Source organism: Streptomyces pristinaespiralis (genome assembly GCF_001278075.1).
GTDB lineage: Bacteria > Actinomycetota > Actinomycetes > Streptomycetales > Streptomycetaceae > Streptomyces > Streptomyces pristinaespiralis.
In genome coordinates this window covers 3,987,796-4,004,175 of sequence record NZ_CP011340.1, presented here as the reverse complement: position 1 = coordinate 4,004,175, position 16,380 = coordinate 3,987,796, and the positions used below count along the sequence as shown (strand labels likewise).

Here is a 16,380-nt window from a genome sequence, read left to right as displayed (position 1 = left end):
GTCCCGAGGGTGCTGGAGGAGACGGATGACGGACGCGATCGTCGTCGAGGGTGTACGGAAGCGGTACGGGGACAAGCACGCTCTGGACGGCCTGGACCTGACGGTGGCGCGCGGCACCGTGCACGGGGTGCTCGGACCCAACGGCGCGGGCAAGACCACCGCCGTGCGGGTCATGGCCACACTGCTGCGCCACGACGAGGGCGTGGTGCGCGTCGCCGGTCACGACGTACGCACCCAGGCCGGCGAGGTCCGCAAGCGGATCGGCCTGCTCGGGCAGCACGCGGCGGTCGACGAGGAGCTCGGCGGCCGGCAGAACCTCGAGATGTTCGGGCGGCTGTACCACCTCGGCGCACGCCGGGCGGGGGACAGGGCCGACGAACTGCTCGAGCGGTTCGACCTCGCGGACACCGGACGCAAGGCGGTCAAGCTCTACAGCGGCGGTATGCGCAGAAGGCTCGATCTGGCGGCCTCGCTGATCACCGACCCCGAAGTGCTGTTCCTCGACGAACCGACGACAGGGCTCGACCCCCGCGGCCGGGCCGAGGTGTGGGCGTCGGTGCGCTCCCTCGTCGGCGCCGGCACCACGGTGCTGCTGACCACGCAGTACCTGGAGGAGGCCGACCAGCTGGCCGACCGGATCTCGGTCGTCGACGCCGGACGGGTGATCGCCGAGGGCACGGCGGACGAGCTGAAGGCGAAGACCGGCGGCGACCGGATCGACGTGGTCCTGCGGGACGCGGACCGCCTCGCCCTTGTCGCCTCCCTGCTCCCCGGCGAGGCGACCGTGGACGCCGACCGGCGGCTGGTCAGCGCGCCGGTGAGCGACCGGATGGCCGCCCTGACCGAGACCGTGCGGGCACTGGAGGCGGCCGGTGTGGAGGCGGAGGACCTGTCCATCCGCCGTCCCACCCTCGACGAGGTCTTCCTCCACCTGACCAAGGAGCACGCGGCATGAGCAACTACGTACTGACCGACTCCTGGACCATGACCCGGCGCGAACTGGCGCACTGGGCACGGCAGCCCGTGCAGGTCGTGGTCGGGCTCGTCTTCCCCGTGATGCTGCTGCTGATGTTCGGCTACCTGATCGGCGGCGGCCGGGGTGTGGACGGGGCCTACGTCGACTTCCTGATCCCGGGCATGCTGGCGTTGACCATGGCGTTCGGCCTCGAGGCGACGATGCTCGCGGTCACCCAGGACCTCAACAAGGGCGTCATCGACCGCTTCAGGTCCATGCCCATGGCGTCGTCCGCGGTGCTGGTCGGGCGCAGCTTCGCGGACATGCTCCAGTCGGCGCTCGGCCTGCTGGTCATGATCGGCGTCGGCCATGCCATCGGCTGGCGATGGAACGGCGGCTTCGGCGCGCTGCTCGGGGCCGTGGGGCTGCTCCTCCTGCTGCGCTTCGCGATGCTGTGGGCCGGCATCCACCTCGCGATGGTCGCGGGGAAGCCGGAGCTGGTGCAGGCCGTGCAGATCCTCGTCTGGCCGGTCGGCTTCCTGTCCAACGCCTTCGCGACGCCCGAGTCGATGCCCGGCTGGCTGGGCGCGGCCGTCGAGTGGAACCCGATCTCGGCGACGGCGACGACGGTCCGCGACCTCGCCGGCATCCCGGACGTGGCCACCGGCTCCTTCGCGGCGGAGCACGCGGACGTGCTGGCGGTGGCCTGGCCGCTGCTGCTGGTCGCGGTCTTCTTCCCGCTGGCGGTCTCCCGCTTCCGGCGTCTGGGCCGCTGAGACGGCTCGCTGAGACGGCGGGGTCACAGGGACGGCGGGGCCCGGCACCGGTGCCGGGCCCCGCTCAGTGGTGGAAGGCCGTGGCCTGCGCGGCATCCCTGGTCAAAGGGCGCACCTGCGCGCGCAGTTCGGGAAGCAGCAGCCGCAGGTCCTCCAGGAGCAGCTCCGCGAGGTCCGCCGAGAAGCCGTTGCGGCAGACCACCCGCAGCACCGAGAGGTCCCGGCGGTTCGCCGGGAAGGTGTAGGCGGGAACCAGCCATCCCCGCTCCCGCAGCCGCCGCGACACGTCGAAGACGTCGAAGGACGTCACGTCGGGGGCGGTGGTGAACGCGAAGACGGGCAACTGATCGCCCCGGGTGAGCAGCCGGAAGTCGTCCAGCGCCCCGATCCGTTCGGCGAGCCCCGTCGCCACATCACGGGCCGTGTGCTGGACGGCCCGGTAACCCTCGCGCCCCAGCCGAAGGAACGTGTAGTACTGCGCCACCACCTGGGCGCCGGGGCGGGAGAAGTTGAGGGCGAAGGTCGGCATGTCGCCGCCCAGGTAGTTCACCCGGAAGACCAGCTCCTCCGGGAGTTCGTCGGGCGAGCGCCACAGCGCCCACCCCACGCCGGGGTAGACCAGGCCGTACTTGTGCCCGGAGGTGTTGATGGAGCACACCCGCGGCAGCCGGAAGTCCCAGACGAGGTCCTCGTCGAGGAAGGGCGCGACCATCGCGCCCGACGCGCCGTCGACATGGACCGGGATGTCCAGGCCGGTGCGCTCCTGGAGGTCGTCCAGCGCGGCGCAGAGCTCGCCGACCGGCTCGTAGGAGCCGTCGAAGGTCGAGCCGAGCACCGCCACCACCCCGATGGTGTTCTCGTCGCACAACTCGGCGGCGGCCTGCGGGTCGAGGTGGAAGCGGTTCCCCTCCATGGGCACGAGCCGAGCCTCGACCTCCCAGAAGTTGCAGAACTTCTCCCAGCAGACCTGCACGTTGACGCCCATCACCAGGTTGGGCCGGGCCTTCGCCGGATAGCGGTCGCCGTTCCGCTTCGCCCACCGCCGCTTGAGGGCCAGCCCGGCGAGCATGCAGGCCTCGCTCGACCCGGTCGTCGAACAGCCGACGGCCGAGGCCGGGTCCGGCGCGTGCCACAGGTCCGCGAGCATCGCGACACACCTGCGCTCCAGCTCGGCCGTGCGGGGGTACTCGTCCTTGTCGATCATGTTCTTGTCCCGGCACTCGGCCATCAGGTCCGCCGCCTGCGGCTCCATCCAGGTGGTGACGAAGGTGGCGAGGTTGAGGCGGGAGTTCCCGTCGAGCATCAGCTCGTCGTGCACCAGCTGATACGCCGTGAGAGGCGGCATCGGGCCGTCCGGGAGACGGTGCGTGGGCGGGGCGGCCGTCCGCCCGCCGACCGGGTCCGCCGGACCGAAGAAGGGATTGACCGCCAGCCGGCGCCGCTCCGGCGTGTGGTCCTCGGTCCCCGTGGTGCCCTGATGGAGTGCCATAGGCCTCAGGCTCGTACGGGCTTGCACCTCACGCAACGTGAGGCAGCAGCCTGGGTCCGTCACACGAACGAAGGAGCGAAGGCGATGAGCTACTCCGTGGGACAGGTCGCCCGTTTCGCCGGAGTCACGGTGCGCACCCTGCACCACTACGACGAGATCGGACTGCTGCGTCCGAGCGGACGCAGCGGATCGGGCCACCGGCGGTACGACGACGCCGACCTGGACCGGCTGCAGCAGATCCTGTTCTACCGGGAGCTCGGCTTTCCCCTCGAAGAGGTGGCGGCACTCCTCGACGACCCCGACGCGGACCCGCGGGCCCACCTGCGGCGGCAGCACGAACTGCTCTCCGCCCGGATCGCCAGGCTCAAGGAGATGGCCGCCGCCGTGGAACGAGCCATGGAGGCGAAGAAGATGGGCATCAACCTCACGCCCGAGGAGAAGTTCGAGGTCTTCGGGGACTTCGACCCGGACGCGTACGCCGAGGAGGCCGAGCAGCGTTGGGGCGGCACCGACGCGTACGCGGAGTCCCGGCGGCGCACGGCCTCGTACACGAAGGAGGACTGGCTGCGCGTCCAGCGCGAGGCCGACGACATCACCCGGCGCTTCGTGGAGCTGATGGACGCGGGCGAGGAGCCGGAGTCGCGGGCCGCGATGGACGTGGCGGAGGACCACCGGCGGTGGATCTCCGGCAACCACTACACCTGCACCTACGAGATGCACACGGGCCTGGCGGAGATGTACGTCGCCGACGAGCGGTTCACCCGCAACATCGACAAGGCCAGGCCGGGCCTGGCGGCGTACCAGCGGGAGGCGATCCTCGCGAACGCCGTCCGGCACCTCTGAGCCGGACGCGGGACAGGACCGGAGGGGTGCCGGGGACGGGCGGCCGCGGCGGCCGGGGGGCCGGCGCGGGCGCCCGCGCTCACGCCTTGGCGACCGTCACCGCCGTGCCGTACGCACAGACCTCCGTGCCGACGTCTGCGGCCTCCGTCACGTCGAAGCGGAACGCGAGCACGGCGTTCGCACCGCGTGAGCGGGCCTGCTCGACCAGACGCTCCATGGCCTGGTTGCGGGTCTCCACGAGGGTCTTGGTCAGGCCCTTGAGCTCACCGCCGATCATCGACTTCAGACCCGACCCGATCTGGCTGCCCAGATGGCGCGAGCGCACCGTCAGACCGAAGACCTCCCCGATCACCTGCTCCACGCGATAGCCCGGGAGGTCGTTCGTCGTGACGACCAGCACATCGGCCTGCGGGCCCTGCCCACCGCCGTAATCATCGATACCCATGGTGAAAAGGTTCGTGGCCGTACGTTCACCTTGCATCCGGAGGGGGCAGGTGGAACGCGGTGTCACCCGTATGCGTTGATAGCTTTGGGCAGCCGACCCTGCCGACGACTATCACCCCAGGAGCCCGGACCTCGTGAACACCCTTGCGCTCGGACCGAGCTGGCTCGACCCGGACTACCTGATCACCACGTTCGGGCTGATCGGCGTCCTGGTGATCGTCTTCGCCGAGTCCGGCCTCCTGATCGGGTTCTTCCTGCCCGGCGACTCGCTGCTGTTCACCACGGGTCTGCTGGTCACCACCGGCAAGATCGACATGCCGCTGTGGCTGGTCTGCACCCTGATCGTGATGGCCGCCGTCATCGGTGACCAGGTCGGCTATCTCTTCGGCCGCAAGGTCGGCCCGGCCCTCTTCAAGCGCCCCGACTCCCGCCTCTTCAAGCAGGAGAACGTGGAGAAGGCGCACGACTTCTTCGAGAAGTACGGCCCGAAGTCCCTGGTGCTGGCCCGCTTCGTGCCCATCGTGCGGACGTTCACGCCGATCATCGCCGGTGTGAGCCGGATGAACTACCGCTCGTTCGTCACGTTCAACGTCATCGGCGGCGTCCTGTGGGGCGCCGGCGTCACGCTGCTCGGCGCCGCGCTGGGCAAGGTCGAGTTCGTCCACAAGAACATCGAGGCGATCCTGATCCTGATCGTCCTGATCTCGGTCGTCCCGATCGCGGTCGAGTTCCTTCGGGCCCGCTCCAAGAACAAGAAGTCGGCTGCGGCCGCGGACTCCACGCCCGACGGCGAGATCCCCCCGTCGTCCCGCGGCGGCCGTCACGCCAAGCGCTGAGACCGCCGGGGAGGGCCCAAGGGCCTCTCGTCCGAATCGTGCCGGATCAGGGAGCGGCCTGATCCGGACGAAAGACCTTAGAAGCCGCGCGTCCGCTTGGCCGCGCGGCGTCCGCCCGGCGTCTCCTCGCCCGGCAGGGCACCGGTGACACCCGGCGCCCGCAGGAACAGCCGGGAGATCTCGCCTCCGAGGTTCACCCCGATCGCGATGGCCAGCGCCAGGGCGGCCGCCTTGCTCAGCGAGGCGAGACCGGTGTTCAGATTGCCCCGCGCGACCTCCAGCAGCCCGAAGTACGTGGCGCTACCGGGCAGCAGCGGGCCGATCGCGGCCGTCACGTACGGCAGCGCCGACTCGAAGCGGAACCGCGAGAGCATCTGACCGAACAGGCCCACCAGCCCTGCCGCGAGGGCGGTCGCGGCCACCGGTGAGCCCCCGGCGACATCCGCGACCGCGCCGTACACCACCCAGGCCACACCGCCGCTGAAGGTCACCAGGGCCACCGTCCGGCGCTCCTGCTGGAGCATCACCGCGAAGCACAGGGACAGGCCCATCGCCGCGAGGGTCTGGGTGACCGGCCGCGGCACGCTGTGGATCGCGGTCTCGGGACTGAGCCCGGCATCCAGCGCGACACCGAGATAGAGCACCCCGAGCACGCCGACGACGATGCCGACCACCAGATAGCCGACCTCGAGCAGACGAGCGGCAGCCGTGATGTAGAAGCCGGTCAGACCGTCCTGCACGCCCGCCACCAGCGCCCGCCCCGGGATCAGGGCGAACAGTCCACCGGTGATGACCGCGGACGCCCGCAGTTCCAGCGGTGACAGGCTCAGCGCCACACCCATCGCCGCGGGCGGCATCGCCGCGGCGACGAACTGGTAGAACTCCGGCAGCCCGCGCCCGGCGCACAGCCAGGCCAGCCGGTCGCCGAGCATCGCGCTGACCGCGGCGGCGAGGAACACCACCGGGTCACCGCCGACGAGCACGGAGGCGGAGCCCGCCAGCAGACCGCCGGCCAGCGTCAGCGCCCAGCCGGGGTAGGGGTGCCGGTTCCGGCGGATCTCGGCGAGCCGCCGGTACGCCTCCTCCAGCGTGACGTCCGACTCCTCGACGCTGATGTCGTGCACCAGCCGGTAGACGGCGGCGAGCCGGGTGTAGTCGGTGCCGCGCCGCCGGACGGTCCGGTTCGCGGTCACCGGGTCGTCGACCAGGGACGGCTGATAGGTGATCGACAGCAGCGTGAAGGTGACCGTCGGCTCGCAGCGGTCCAGCCCGTACGAGCGGGAGATGGCGAACATGGCCGCCTCGACGTCCTCCGCGCCCTCGCCGCCGGCCAGCAGCAACTCACCGATACGCAGGGTCAGGTCGAGCACGCGGGGTACGGCCGGGCCCGCCTCGTCGTGCCGGTGCGGTGTCTCGGGCACCGGCCGCTCGCCCACCGGCATCCGCAGCATCGCCCGCATACGGTCCTGCCAGGGCGCGTCCTTGGTGAGCCGCACCATCGGGATGCCGTGTGCCGGGGTGAAGGCGGGCGGCGACGTTTTGGCGCTGTAGGTGCGCGGCGGAGCGAACGCGGAGCCCTCCGGCTCCGCGGGCGGTTCCGGGGCCAGACCCTCCGGGATCGCGAACTCGGAACTGGGATGGTCCTCTTCCGGCGCTTCGGGGTGTTCCACCCCCGCGGGCGGGACGAAAGCGCTGTGCGCCTCGTCGGACTGAGGCTTCCGGTCTTCCGGACCCTCGGGTTCCGCCACCACTCGTTTCCTCGCTCCCTCTCGTACCGCCCCTTGACCGGCGCTTCTGCCCAGTATGGGCACGGTCATGGGGAGAAACGCGACGCGGGCGGGACACCGAGGTGTCCCGCCCGCGTCGGGGGTACGTCAGCGGTACGGCGTCAGTGCGCGCCGCCCTGCGCCTCGAGGCGCTTGAAGGAAGCCTCGATCTCGGCCTCGGCCTCGGCGCGGCCGACCCAGTCGGCGCCCTCGACGGACTTGCCCGGCTCCAGGTCCTTGTAGACCTCGAAGAAGTGCTGGATCTCCAGGCGGTCGAACTCGGACACGTGGTGGATGTCCCGCAGGTGCTCCACGCGCGGGTCGGACGCCGGCACGCACAGCAGCTTGTCGTCGCCGCCCGCCTCGTCCGTCATGCGGAACATGCCGATGGCACGGCACTTGATGAGGCAGCCCGGGAAGGTCGGCTCGTCGAGGATGACCAGCGCGTCCAGCGGGTCACCGTCCTCGCCGAGGGTGTTCTCCACGAAGCCGTAGTCGGCCGGGTAGCTGGTCGAGGTGAAGAGTCGACGGTCAAGGCGGATCCGACCGGTCTCGTGGTCCACCTCGTACTTGTTCCGCGAACCCTTCGGGATCTCGATGGTGACGTCGAACTCCACGGGTGGCTCCTCCATGATCAACACATAGCAAGACGCAGTACTGGTGATTAAGTGTCCCTCACGCACATGTGTGATCGCGAAAGGGGCTGGTGCGAGGTGCCGAAGGTCAGGACGTGGCAGCTCGCTGCAGGTGCTGCCGTGGTCGGCCTCACCCTCGCCGCCGGGGCGGTGGCCGCGGCGGGACCTTGGGACTCCGGTCAGCGTAAGGCCGAGAGGCAGCGGGTGGCTGCCCACGGCCCCGCGGGTGGCGCACATCACGAACCGCCCGCACCGAGGCGCCCCGCACCGGCGCCCTCCGCCGGCTCGGTGCTCGAGGCCCTCGGCGGCCCCCGGACCGTGTCCGCCGAGGACCCGGCCGGCAAGGGCGGCCTGGCCCGGACCCTCGGCCCGCTGCTGGCCGACTCCGGTCTCGGACCGGCGCCCGCCGTCTGCGTCATCGACCTGACCACCGGCGAGCGGCTGTACGGGAAGCGGGCCGAGGCCCCCATGGTCCCGGCGTCCACCGTCAAGATCGCCACAGCCGCCGCGGCGCTCACCGCACTCGGACCGGACCACCGCATCCCCACCACGGTGGTCGCCGCTCCGGGCGCCGACACGATCACGCTGGTCGGAGGCGGCGACGCGACCCTCGACCGGGCCCGTCTCGCCGAACTGGCCGACCTGACCGCGAGCGCCCTGCGTGAGCGCCGGGCGGACCCGAAGAAGGGCGCCCGGGCCGCCACGGTCCGGCTCGCCTACGACGCCTCGCTCTACCGGGGCCCGGTCCTGCACCCCATCGGCCCCAACGACAACATCGCCCCGGTCACCGCCCTGATGGTCGGACAGGGCCGGCTCGACGAAGGGACGCGGGGGCCCGCCACCCGCAGCGCCGATCCGGCCGCCGAAGCGGCCCGGGTCTTCCGCGAGCAGCTCTCGGAGCGCGGGATCCTCACCTCGCCGCCCGCCCCCGGGCGGGCGGCGGCCGAGGCCGTCCCTCTCGCGCAGGTCCTCTCCGCACCCCTGTCGTCCGTGGTCGAGCGGATGCTGACCGACAGCGACAACGACATCGCGGAGTCGCTCGCCCGCCAGACCGCCGTCGCCACCGGCGACCAGCCGTCCTTCGCCGGAGCGGAACGGGCCGTGACCAAGCAGCTCCGCCGCCTCCAGCTGCCGCTGGCCGGGACCCGGTTCGCCGACGGCAGCGGGCTGAACCGCCGTGACAAGGTGTCGGCGGCGCTGCTGACGACCGTTCTTGCGCGGGCAGCGGACGCCGCGCACCCCGAGCTGCGGCCGATCCTCACCGGACTGCCCGTCGCGGGGTTCAGCGGCACTCTGGAGGACCGCTACTCCGACACATCCGCCGGCACCGGCCTCGTCCGCGCCAAGACGGGCACCCTCACCGGGATCAACTCCCTCGCCGGCACCGTCGTTGCCCCGGGCGGCCGACTCCTCGGCTTCGCGTTCCTCGCCGCGGACACACCCTCCCCCTACGAGGCGCAGCCCGCTCTCGACCGGCTGGCGGCCGCCCTGGTGTCGTGACGGCGGGGGCCCGAACCGGCCGGGGGACCGATCGGCGGGCGACAACACCTCTCCGCGGCCGGGGCCGAGAACGTACGGTTGACGCATGACGAGCATCGGTGGTGCCGAGATGGTCGACTGGAACCTCGCCGTGGCGACCGCGACCCGCTTCGTGCGGCCGGGGCCCGACGTGAGCCGGGACGAGGCGCGTGCCGTCGTCGCCGAGCTGCGCCGCCACGCCAAGGCCTCGGAGGAGCACGTCCGGGAGTTCACCCGGATGATCCCGGAGGGAGCCCGGCCACGGGACACCCCGGTCCTCGTGGTGGACCGGGCCGGCTGGATCAAGGCGAACGTCGCCGGCTTCCGCGAACTGCTGCGCCCGCTGCTGGACAAGATGCAGGAGCGGCGCTCCGGCACCGCCGGCGGCGCGGTGCTCGGCGCCGTGGGCGGCAAGGTGACCGGCGTCGAGGTCGGCATGCTGCTGTCGTTCCTGGCCTCGCGGGTGCTCGGACAGTACGAGACCTTCGCGCCGGCCGGCCGCGACCTGCCCGCCGGAGACCCCGGGGCGGGCAACGGCGGCGGACGACTGCTGCTGGTCGCGCCCAACATCGTCCATGTCGAACGTGAACTGGAAGTGGAGCCGCACGACTTCCGGCTCTGGGTCTGCCTCCACGAGGAGACCCACCGGACCCAGTTCACCGGCGTGCCCTGGCTGCGCGACCACCTCGAGGGCGAGATCCAGTCGTTTCTCAGCGAGACCGAGATGGATCCGATGACCGTCCTCGAGCGGTTCCGGGAGGCCGCGCAGTCGCTCGTCGGAGCACGCCCGGAGGGCGAGGAGGACGAGGACGGGCGCTCCATCGTCGAGCTCGTGCAGACCCCCGCCCAGCGCGAGATCCTCGGCCGCCTGACCGCGGTGATGTCCCTGCTGGAGGGCCACGCCGACTTCGTGATGGACGGCGTCGGCCCGGCCGTGGTGCCGTCGGTCGCGGAGATCAGGGAGAAGTTCCAGCAGCGCAGGGCACGTGGCGCGAGCCGGCTGGACCTCGCGCTGCGCAAGCTTCTGGGGCTCGATGCCAAGCTGCGCCAGTACCGCGACGGCGAGCGCTTCGTGCGGGCCGTGGTGGAGGAGGTGGGGATGGAGGGCTTCAACCGCGTATGGACCTCACCGAACACGCTCCCCACCAAGGCGGAGATCGCCAAACCGGCCGACTGGGTCGCGAGGGTGCACCGCAAGGGGGAGGGCGCGCCATAGAGGAGAGTCGCGAAAGACAGGCGGGCATCGGCGAAAGGGCGCCCCTCCAATCACCCGTCCGAGGGACCGTGGGCTGTGGATAGGCGTGCAATGCTCGGGTATTGGCTCGGTTCTGTCACCATCGACGCACTCTGAGTGACTGCTCTCGGAGTGGCGGTCCTCGTCCTGTGGCCGTCCCGATCGTCCGACTCGACCGAGTCACCCCACCCCCGAACCGTTCACGAAGGGCACCGGACATGGGTCCCCATCCTGCGGTCGCGGCGATACGCCTGGCGGTCCGCCGCGTACTCCACGACGTCCTCACCGACCAGACAGCAAAAGCCGCACGCTTCGCGCACTCCGCCCCGGGCCCGGCGCCCGCGGGCGAGCCCCCGCTCGTCCTCGTGGCGTGCTCCGGCGGCGCGGATTCCATGGCGCTCGCCTCCGCCCTCGCCTTCGAGGCCCGCAAACTTTCCGTCCGGGCCGGTGGCATCACCGTCGACCACGGCCTCCAGGACGGCTCCGGCATGCGCGCCGCAGAGGTCGTCGCACGCCTCACCGCGATGCACCTGGACCCCGTCGAGGCCATCGCCGTCCGGGTCGGCCGCGAGGGCGGCCCCGAGGCCGCGGCCCGTGACGCCCGCTACGCCGCCCTGGACGACGCCGCCGAGCGCCACGGGGCCGCTGCCGTGCTGCTCGGCCACACCCGCGACGACCAGGCGGAGACCGTCCTGCTCGGACTCGCCAGAGGCTCCGGCATCCGCTCGCTGTCCGGGATGGCCGCCGTGTCGGGGACCGCCGGCCGCTACCGCCGGCCCTTCCTCCACATCGACCGGCAGACCGCCCGCAAGGCCTGCATGGTCCAGTCGCTGCCCGTGTGGGACGACCCGCACAACGCCGACCCCGCCTACACCCGCTCCCGGCTGCGTCACGAAGGGCTGCCCGCCCTGGAGAAGGCGCTCGGCAAGGGAGTCGTCGAGGCCCTGGCCCGCACCGCCCAGCTCTCCCGCGACGACGCCGACGCCCTCGACAGCTGGGCCGCCGACGTGGAGTCCTCCGTGCGGGACGAGAGCGGCCGGCTGGAATGCGCCAAGCTCTACGTCCTGCCGCCCGCCGTGCGCCGCCGGGTGCTGCGCAGGGCCGTGATCGAGGCCGGTGCGCCCGCCGGATCGCTCTTCGCCCGGCACGTCGAGGAAGTCGACCGTCTCATCACCGGATGGCGCGGTCAGGGCGCCATCAACCTGCCCGGCCGGGTCGAAGCGCGACGCCAGGGTGGCAGACTGGTCATTCGGCAAGGCTGAACCGCCGAGAGAAAGCGACGCGGGTGAACGAGAAGGACATGGGCACCGACCTTCAGTCGGTGCTCATCACCAAGGAAGAGATCGACGCGAAGCTCGTCGAGCTGGCCGCGAAGATCGACGCGGAGTACGCGGGCAAGGACCTCCTCATCGTCGGAGTCCTCAAGGGCGCGGTGATGGTGATGGCGGACCTGGCGCGCGCGCTGTCCACCCCCGTCACGATGGACTGGATGGCGGTGTCCTCGTACGGCGCCGGCACCCAGTCGTCCGGTGTGGTCCGCATCCTCAAGGACCTGGACACCGACATCAAGGGCAAGCACGTCCTGATCGTCGAGGACATCATCGACTCGGGGCTGACCCTGTCGTGGCTGCTGTCGAACCTGGGCTCCAGGGAGCCGGCCTCACTCGAGGTCTGCACCCTGCTGCGCAAGCCGGACGCGGCCAAGGTCGCGATCGACGTGAAGTGGATCGGATTCGACATCCCGAACGAGTTCGTCATCGGATACGGCCTCGATTACGCGGAGAAGTACCGGAACCTCCCGTTCGTCGGCACACTGGCTCCGCACGTCTACGGAGGCTGAGTCGTCGGCACGCCGGGGAACCAAGCCCGCCTTTTCGCCGTTGGAGCAGGGGAAGGCGGTCTTCGGCGTCGATGCTGAGGTACCGTCCGAAGAACAGTTGTCTTTTCTCACAGCAGCATTTACCTACGGGCAGGAGGGACGGGGCGACACCGCCCCGTATGGATGGACGTGAAGCGATACTTCCGTGGGCCGGTCATGTGGATCGTGCTGGCCGTCCTCGCCGTGGTCGTGCTGATGCAGGTCGTCGGCTCGTCCGGTGGCTACAAGACGGTGGACACCGGCGAGGTCGTCCAGGCGATCGACAAGAACCAGGTCAAGCAGGCAAAACTCACCACTGGTGACGAGCAGATCATCAAGATCGAGCTCAAGAAGGACCAGAAGGTCGACAACAGCAGCAAGGTGCAGGCCAGCTACATCGGCACCCAGGGTGCCGACCTGGCCGACAAGCTGCAGGAGAAGTTCCAGGCCGGTGAGATCGAGGACGGTTACACGGTCTCGCCGTCGAAGCAGAGCCCGTTCGTCTCGGTCCTGCTCTCCCTGCTGCCCTTCGTGCTGATCGTCGTGGTCTTCCTGTTCCTGATGAACCAGATGCAGGGCGGCGGCTCCCGGGTCATGAACTTCGGGAAGTCCAAGGCCAAGCTGATCACCAAGGACACCCCGAAGACGACCTTCGCCGACGTGGCGGGGTCCGACGAGGCCGTCGAGGAGCTCCACGAGATCAAGGAGTTCCTCCAGGAGCCGGCCAAGTTCCAGGCCGTGGGCGCCAAGATCCCGAAGGGCGTGCTGCTCTACGGCCCGCCCGGTACGGGTAAGACGCTGCTCGCACGCGCCGTCGCCGGCGAGGCGGGCGTCCCGTTCTACTCGATCTCCGGTTCCGACTTCGTCGAGATGTTCGTCGGTGTCGGTGCCTCCCGGGTCCGTGACCTCTTCGAGCAGGCCAAGGCGAACGCCCCGGCGATCGTCTTCGTCGACGAGATCGACGCCGTCGGCCGGCACCGCGGTGCGGGTCTGGGCGGTGGCCACGACGAGCGCGAGCAGACGCTGAACCAGCTGCTCGTCGAGATGGACGGCTTCGACGTGAAGGGCGGCGTCATCCTGATCGCCGCCACCAACCGGCCCGACATCCTCGACCCGGCGCTGCTGCGCCCGGGCCGCTTCGACCGGCAGATCGCGGTCGACCGTCCGGACATGCAGGGCCGTCTGGAGATCCTCAAGGTCCACCAGAAGGGCAAGCCGGTCGCTCCGGACGTGGACCTGGGCGCCGTCGCCCGGCGCACGCCCGGCTTCACCGGTGCCGACCTGTCGAACGTGCTGAACGAAGCAGCGCTGCTGACCGCGCGCAGCGACAAGAAGCTGATCGACAACCACGCGCTGGACGAGGCGATCGACCGTGTCGTGGCCGGCCCGCAGAAGCGGACCCGGATCATGTCCGACAAGGAGAAGAAGATCACCGCGTACCACGAGGGCGGTCACGCCCTGGTCGCGGCGGCTTCACCCAACTCCGACCCGGTCCACAAGATCACCATCCTGTCCCGGGGCCGCGCCCTCGGCTACACGATGGTGCTCCCGGAAGAGGACAAGTACTCGACCACCCGCAACGAGATGCTCGACCAGCTCGCGTACATGCTGGGCGGGCGTGCGGCCGAGGAGCTCGTCTTCCACGACCCGACCACGGGTGCGGCGAACGACATCGAGAAGGCCACCGCCACGGCCCGTGCCATGGTCACGCAGTACGGCATGACGGAGCGGCTGGGCGCGATCAAGTTCGGCGGTGACAACACCGAGCCGTTCCTGGGCCGCGAGATGTCCCACCCGCGCGACTACTCGGAAGAGGTCGCGGCGCTGGTCGACGAAGAGGTCAAGAAGCTCATCGAGACCGCGCACAACGAGGCCTGGGAGATCCTCGTCGAGAACCGCGACGTCCTCGACAACCTGGTCCTCCAGCTGCTGGAGAAGGAGACGCTCGGCAAGGAGGAGATCGCGGAGATCTTCGCGCCGATCGTGAAGCGCCCGGCCCGCCCGGCGTGGACCGGCTCCTCGCGGCGTACGCCGTCCACCCGTCCGCCGGTGCTCTCGCCCAAGGAGCTGGCCCTGACCAACGGCGCCGCGAACGGTGCGACGTCGGCCTCGGCCACGGCGACCACGGTGACCGATGTCACCAAGGCGCCCGCCGAGCCGGTCCCGGAGGAGCGTCCGGAGGCCTGACCAGGGCATTCGCCACCCCGGGGCCGACGGCCCCGGAATGAACGCCGCACCTCCCAGGTTCTAGCCTGGGAGGTGCGGCGTTGTTTTCGCGCCACGTCGGAGCAGAGGAACGAGGCACAGATGACCGACCCGGTGACGCTGGACGGCGAGGGTTATCTCGCCGAGTTCGACGAGAAGCGGGCGGAGAACGCCGTTCGCGAACTGCTCATCGCGGTCGGCGAGGACCCGGACCGTGAGGGGCTGCGTGAGACGCCCGCACGCGTGGCGCGGGCGTACAGGGAGATATTCGCCGGCCTGTGGCAGCAGCCGGAGGACGTGCTGACGACGACGTTCGACATCGGTCACGACGAGATGGTGCTCGTCAAGGACATCGAGGTGTACTCGACGTGTGAGCACCACCTGGTGCCGTTCAGGGGCGTGGCGCACGTCGGCTACATCCCGTCGACCACGGGGAAGATCACCGGTCTTTCCAAGCTGGCCCGGCTGGTGGACGTCTTCGCGCGCCGGCCGCAGGTGCAGGAGCGGATGACCACCCAGATCGCCGACTCGCTGATGGAGATCCTGGAGCCGCGGGGCGTCATCGTCGTCGTCGAGTGCGAGCACATGTGCATGTCGATGCGCGGTATCCGCAAGCCCGGCGCCAAGACGATCACCTCGGCGGTCCGCGGTCAGCTGCGCGACCCCGCGACGCGCAACGAGGCGATGAGCCTGATCATGGCGCACTGATCCCACACTCCGGACAGGACCCGCGTTCTTCGTCAACTTCGCGGTGGCAGACGGGAGTTGCTGTAAGGATCGGTCGTATGACCGAACAACTGCTGCCCACGCGCCGCCTCGGCGACCTCGAGGTCTCCGCACTCGGCTTCGGCGCGATGGTCCTTTCCCCCGGTGTGTACGGAGAGATCGACGACGAGCGCGGCGAGCGGGCACTGCTCGCCGCGCTCGACGCCGGCGCCACGTTCATCGACACGTCCGACGGCTACGGAACCGACGGCCACAACGAGCAGCTCATCGGCAGGGCCCTGCGGGGCAGGCGGGACGAGATCGCCATCGCCACGAAGTTCGGCTTCCGGCTGCCGGACGGTGTCGAACCGCATCCGTTCCCCGTCGGCTTCGCCTTCGGCGAGCTGGCCGTCAACGCCGCGCCGGAACATGTCCGCGGCTACGCGGAGGCGAGCCTGCGCGGCCTCGGCACGGACCGGATCGACCTGTACTACCCGCACTTCCCGGACCCGCAGGTGCCGCTGGAGGACACCGTCGGCGCGGTCGCCGAGCTGATCGCGGACGGCCTCGTCCTGCACCTCGGCCTGTCCAACGTGACGGCCGGGCAGCTGCGTGCCGCGCATGCCGTGCACCCGGTGGCGGCCGTGCAGACCGAATGGTCGATGTGGCGGCCGATCGACCCGGAGCTGCTGGCGGCCGCACGGGAGCTGGGCGTGGGCATCGTCCCGTGGTCCCCGCTGGGCAGCGGATTCCTCAGCGGCGCCGTCAGCGAGGTAAAGGAGGGCGACTTCCGGCAGAACGCACCGCGTTTCGCCGCCGCCGCCCTCAAGGCCAACAACGACCGCTTCGCGCCGGTCCGCGGCATCGCGGCCGAGCTGTCGATCACGCCCGCCCAGCTGGCGCTGGCATGGCTGCTGCACCAGGACGAGCACGTGGTCCCGATCCCGGGCAGCCGGACGCCCGCGCACATCGAGGAGAACCTGGCGGCGGGGCGGGTGAAGCTGCCGGGCGAGGTGCTCGAGCGGCTCACGGCGATCCTGTCGTCCACCGAGGTGGAGGGCGGCACGCTGCTCTGACCCGACGGCCGGCCGCTCGGACCGGCCTCGCGGATCGGGG

At 70.6% G+C, this 16,380-nt stretch carries 15 protein-coding genes; 11 read left to right on the top strand and 4 right to left on the bottom strand.

Features of this window, described 5'->3' with window-relative positions; translation table 11 throughout:
- Window positions 1-25: 25 nt before the first annotated feature.
- Both SPRI_RS16905 and SPRI_RS16900 read left to right on the top strand, forming a co-directional pair.
- Complete coding sequence (locus SPRI_RS16905; protein ID WP_037774080.1) at window positions 26-955, top strand: daunorubicin resistance protein DrrA family ABC transporter ATP-binding protein; 930 nt, start codon at window positions 26-28, stop codon at window positions 953-955.
- The gene (locus SPRI_RS16900; protein ID WP_005314197.1) at window positions 952-1,731 is read left to right on the top strand and encodes an ABC transporter permease; all 780 of its coding nucleotides are present in this window, start codon (window positions 952-954) and stop codon (window positions 1,729-1,731) included. Before SPRI_RS16905 ends, SPRI_RS16900 begins: the two co-directional genes overlap by 4 nt.
- Before the next feature lie 64 nt (window positions 1,732-1,795).
- On the opposite strand, the gene SPRI_RS16895 is transcribed toward SPRI_RS16900, so the two are convergent.
- Window positions 1,796-3,220, bottom strand: a complete 1,425-nt coding sequence (locus tag SPRI_RS16895; protein ID WP_005314195.1) for a glutamate decarboxylase — start codon at window positions 3,218-3,220, stop codon at window positions 1,796-1,798.
- Between the two features lie 84 nt (window positions 3,221-3,304).
- On the opposite strand from SPRI_RS16895, the gene SPRI_RS16890 reads away from it, so the two are divergent.
- Complete coding sequence (locus SPRI_RS16890; RefSeq protein WP_005314193.1) at window positions 3,305-4,063, top strand: MerR family transcriptional regulator; 759 nt, start codon at window positions 3,305-3,307, stop codon at window positions 4,061-4,063.
- A gap of 79 nt (window positions 4,064-4,142) precedes the next feature.
- Here the strand turns inward: SPRI_RS16890 and SPRI_RS16885 are convergent, their stop codons facing one another.
- Window positions 4,143-4,508, bottom strand: coding sequence for a YbjQ family protein (locus tag SPRI_RS16885; protein WP_005314191.1), 366 nt, complete (start codon window positions 4,506-4,508; stop codon window positions 4,143-4,145).
- A 133-nt stretch (window positions 4,509-4,641) separates the two neighbouring features.
- Here SPRI_RS16885 and SPRI_RS16880 point away from each other — a divergent pair, with 133 nt between their 5' ends.
- A complete protein-coding gene (locus tag SPRI_RS16880) occupies window positions 4,642-5,343 on the top strand; it encodes a DedA family protein (RefSeq protein ID WP_005314190.1) in 702 nt (233 codons plus the stop codon).
- Between the two features lie 77 nt (window positions 5,344-5,420).
- Here the strand turns inward: SPRI_RS16880 and SPRI_RS16875 are convergent, their stop codons facing one another.
- Together SPRI_RS16875 and SPRI_RS16870 are read right to left on the bottom strand one after the other, a co-directional pair.
- Window positions 5,421-7,094: a threonine/serine exporter family protein gene (locus SPRI_RS16875; protein ID WP_005314189.1), complete on the bottom strand. Its 1,674-nt coding sequence runs from the start codon at window positions 7,092-7,094 to the stop codon at window positions 5,421-5,423.
- Window positions 7,095-7,231: 137 nt separating this feature from the next.
- Entirely contained in the window at window positions 7,232-7,726 is a 495-nt protein-coding gene (locus tag SPRI_RS16870) for an inorganic diphosphatase (protein ID WP_005314187.1), read from the bottom strand.
- Between the two features lie 66 nt (window positions 7,727-7,792).
- Between SPRI_RS16870 and dacB the strand changes: the two genes are divergently transcribed.
- The 7 genes from dacB to SPRI_RS16835 all read left to right on the top strand — a co-directional run bounded on the left by dacB (window position 7,793) and on the right by SPRI_RS16835 (window position 16,340).
- Entirely contained in the window at window positions 7,793-9,244 is a 1,452-nt protein-coding gene (dacB, locus tag SPRI_RS16865; RefSeq protein WP_078535492.1) for a D-alanyl-D-alanine carboxypeptidase/D-alanyl-D-alanine endopeptidase, read from the top strand.
- An 85-nt stretch (window positions 9,245-9,329) separates the two neighbouring features.
- On the top strand, window positions 9,330-10,478 hold the full coding sequence (locus SPRI_RS16860) for a zinc-dependent metalloprotease (protein ID WP_005314182.1): 1,149 nt from the start codon (window positions 9,330-9,332) through the stop codon (window positions 10,476-10,478).
- A gap of 236 nt (window positions 10,479-10,714) precedes the next feature.
- Window positions 10,715-11,758, top strand: coding sequence for a tRNA lysidine(34) synthetase TilS (gene tilS, locus SPRI_RS16855; protein ID WP_037774077.1), 1,044 nt, complete (start codon window positions 10,715-10,717; stop codon window positions 11,756-11,758).
- Between the two features lie 38 nt (window positions 11,759-11,796).
- A complete protein-coding gene (hpt, locus tag SPRI_RS16850; protein ID WP_037776439.1) occupies window positions 11,797-12,336 on the top strand; it encodes a hypoxanthine phosphoribosyltransferase in 540 nt (179 codons plus the stop codon).
- Between the two features lie 162 nt (window positions 12,337-12,498).
- On the top strand, window positions 12,499-14,541 hold the full coding sequence (gene ftsH / locus SPRI_RS16845) for an ATP-dependent zinc metalloprotease FtsH (protein ID WP_005314178.1): 2,043 nt from the start codon (window positions 12,499-12,501) through the stop codon (window positions 14,539-14,541).
- A 120-nt stretch (window positions 14,542-14,661) separates the two neighbouring features.
- Complete coding sequence (gene folE, locus SPRI_RS16840) at window positions 14,662-15,267, top strand: GTP cyclohydrolase I FolE (protein ID WP_005314177.1); 606 nt, start codon at window positions 14,662-14,664, stop codon at window positions 15,265-15,267.
- Between the two features lie 77 nt (window positions 15,268-15,344).
- Window positions 15,345-16,340 (top strand): aldo/keto reductase, encoded by a 996-nt coding sequence (locus tag SPRI_RS16835; RefSeq protein ID WP_005314176.1) that lies wholly within the window; start codon window positions 15,345-15,347, stop codon window positions 16,338-16,340.
- Window positions 16,341-16,380 lie beyond the last annotated feature (40 nt).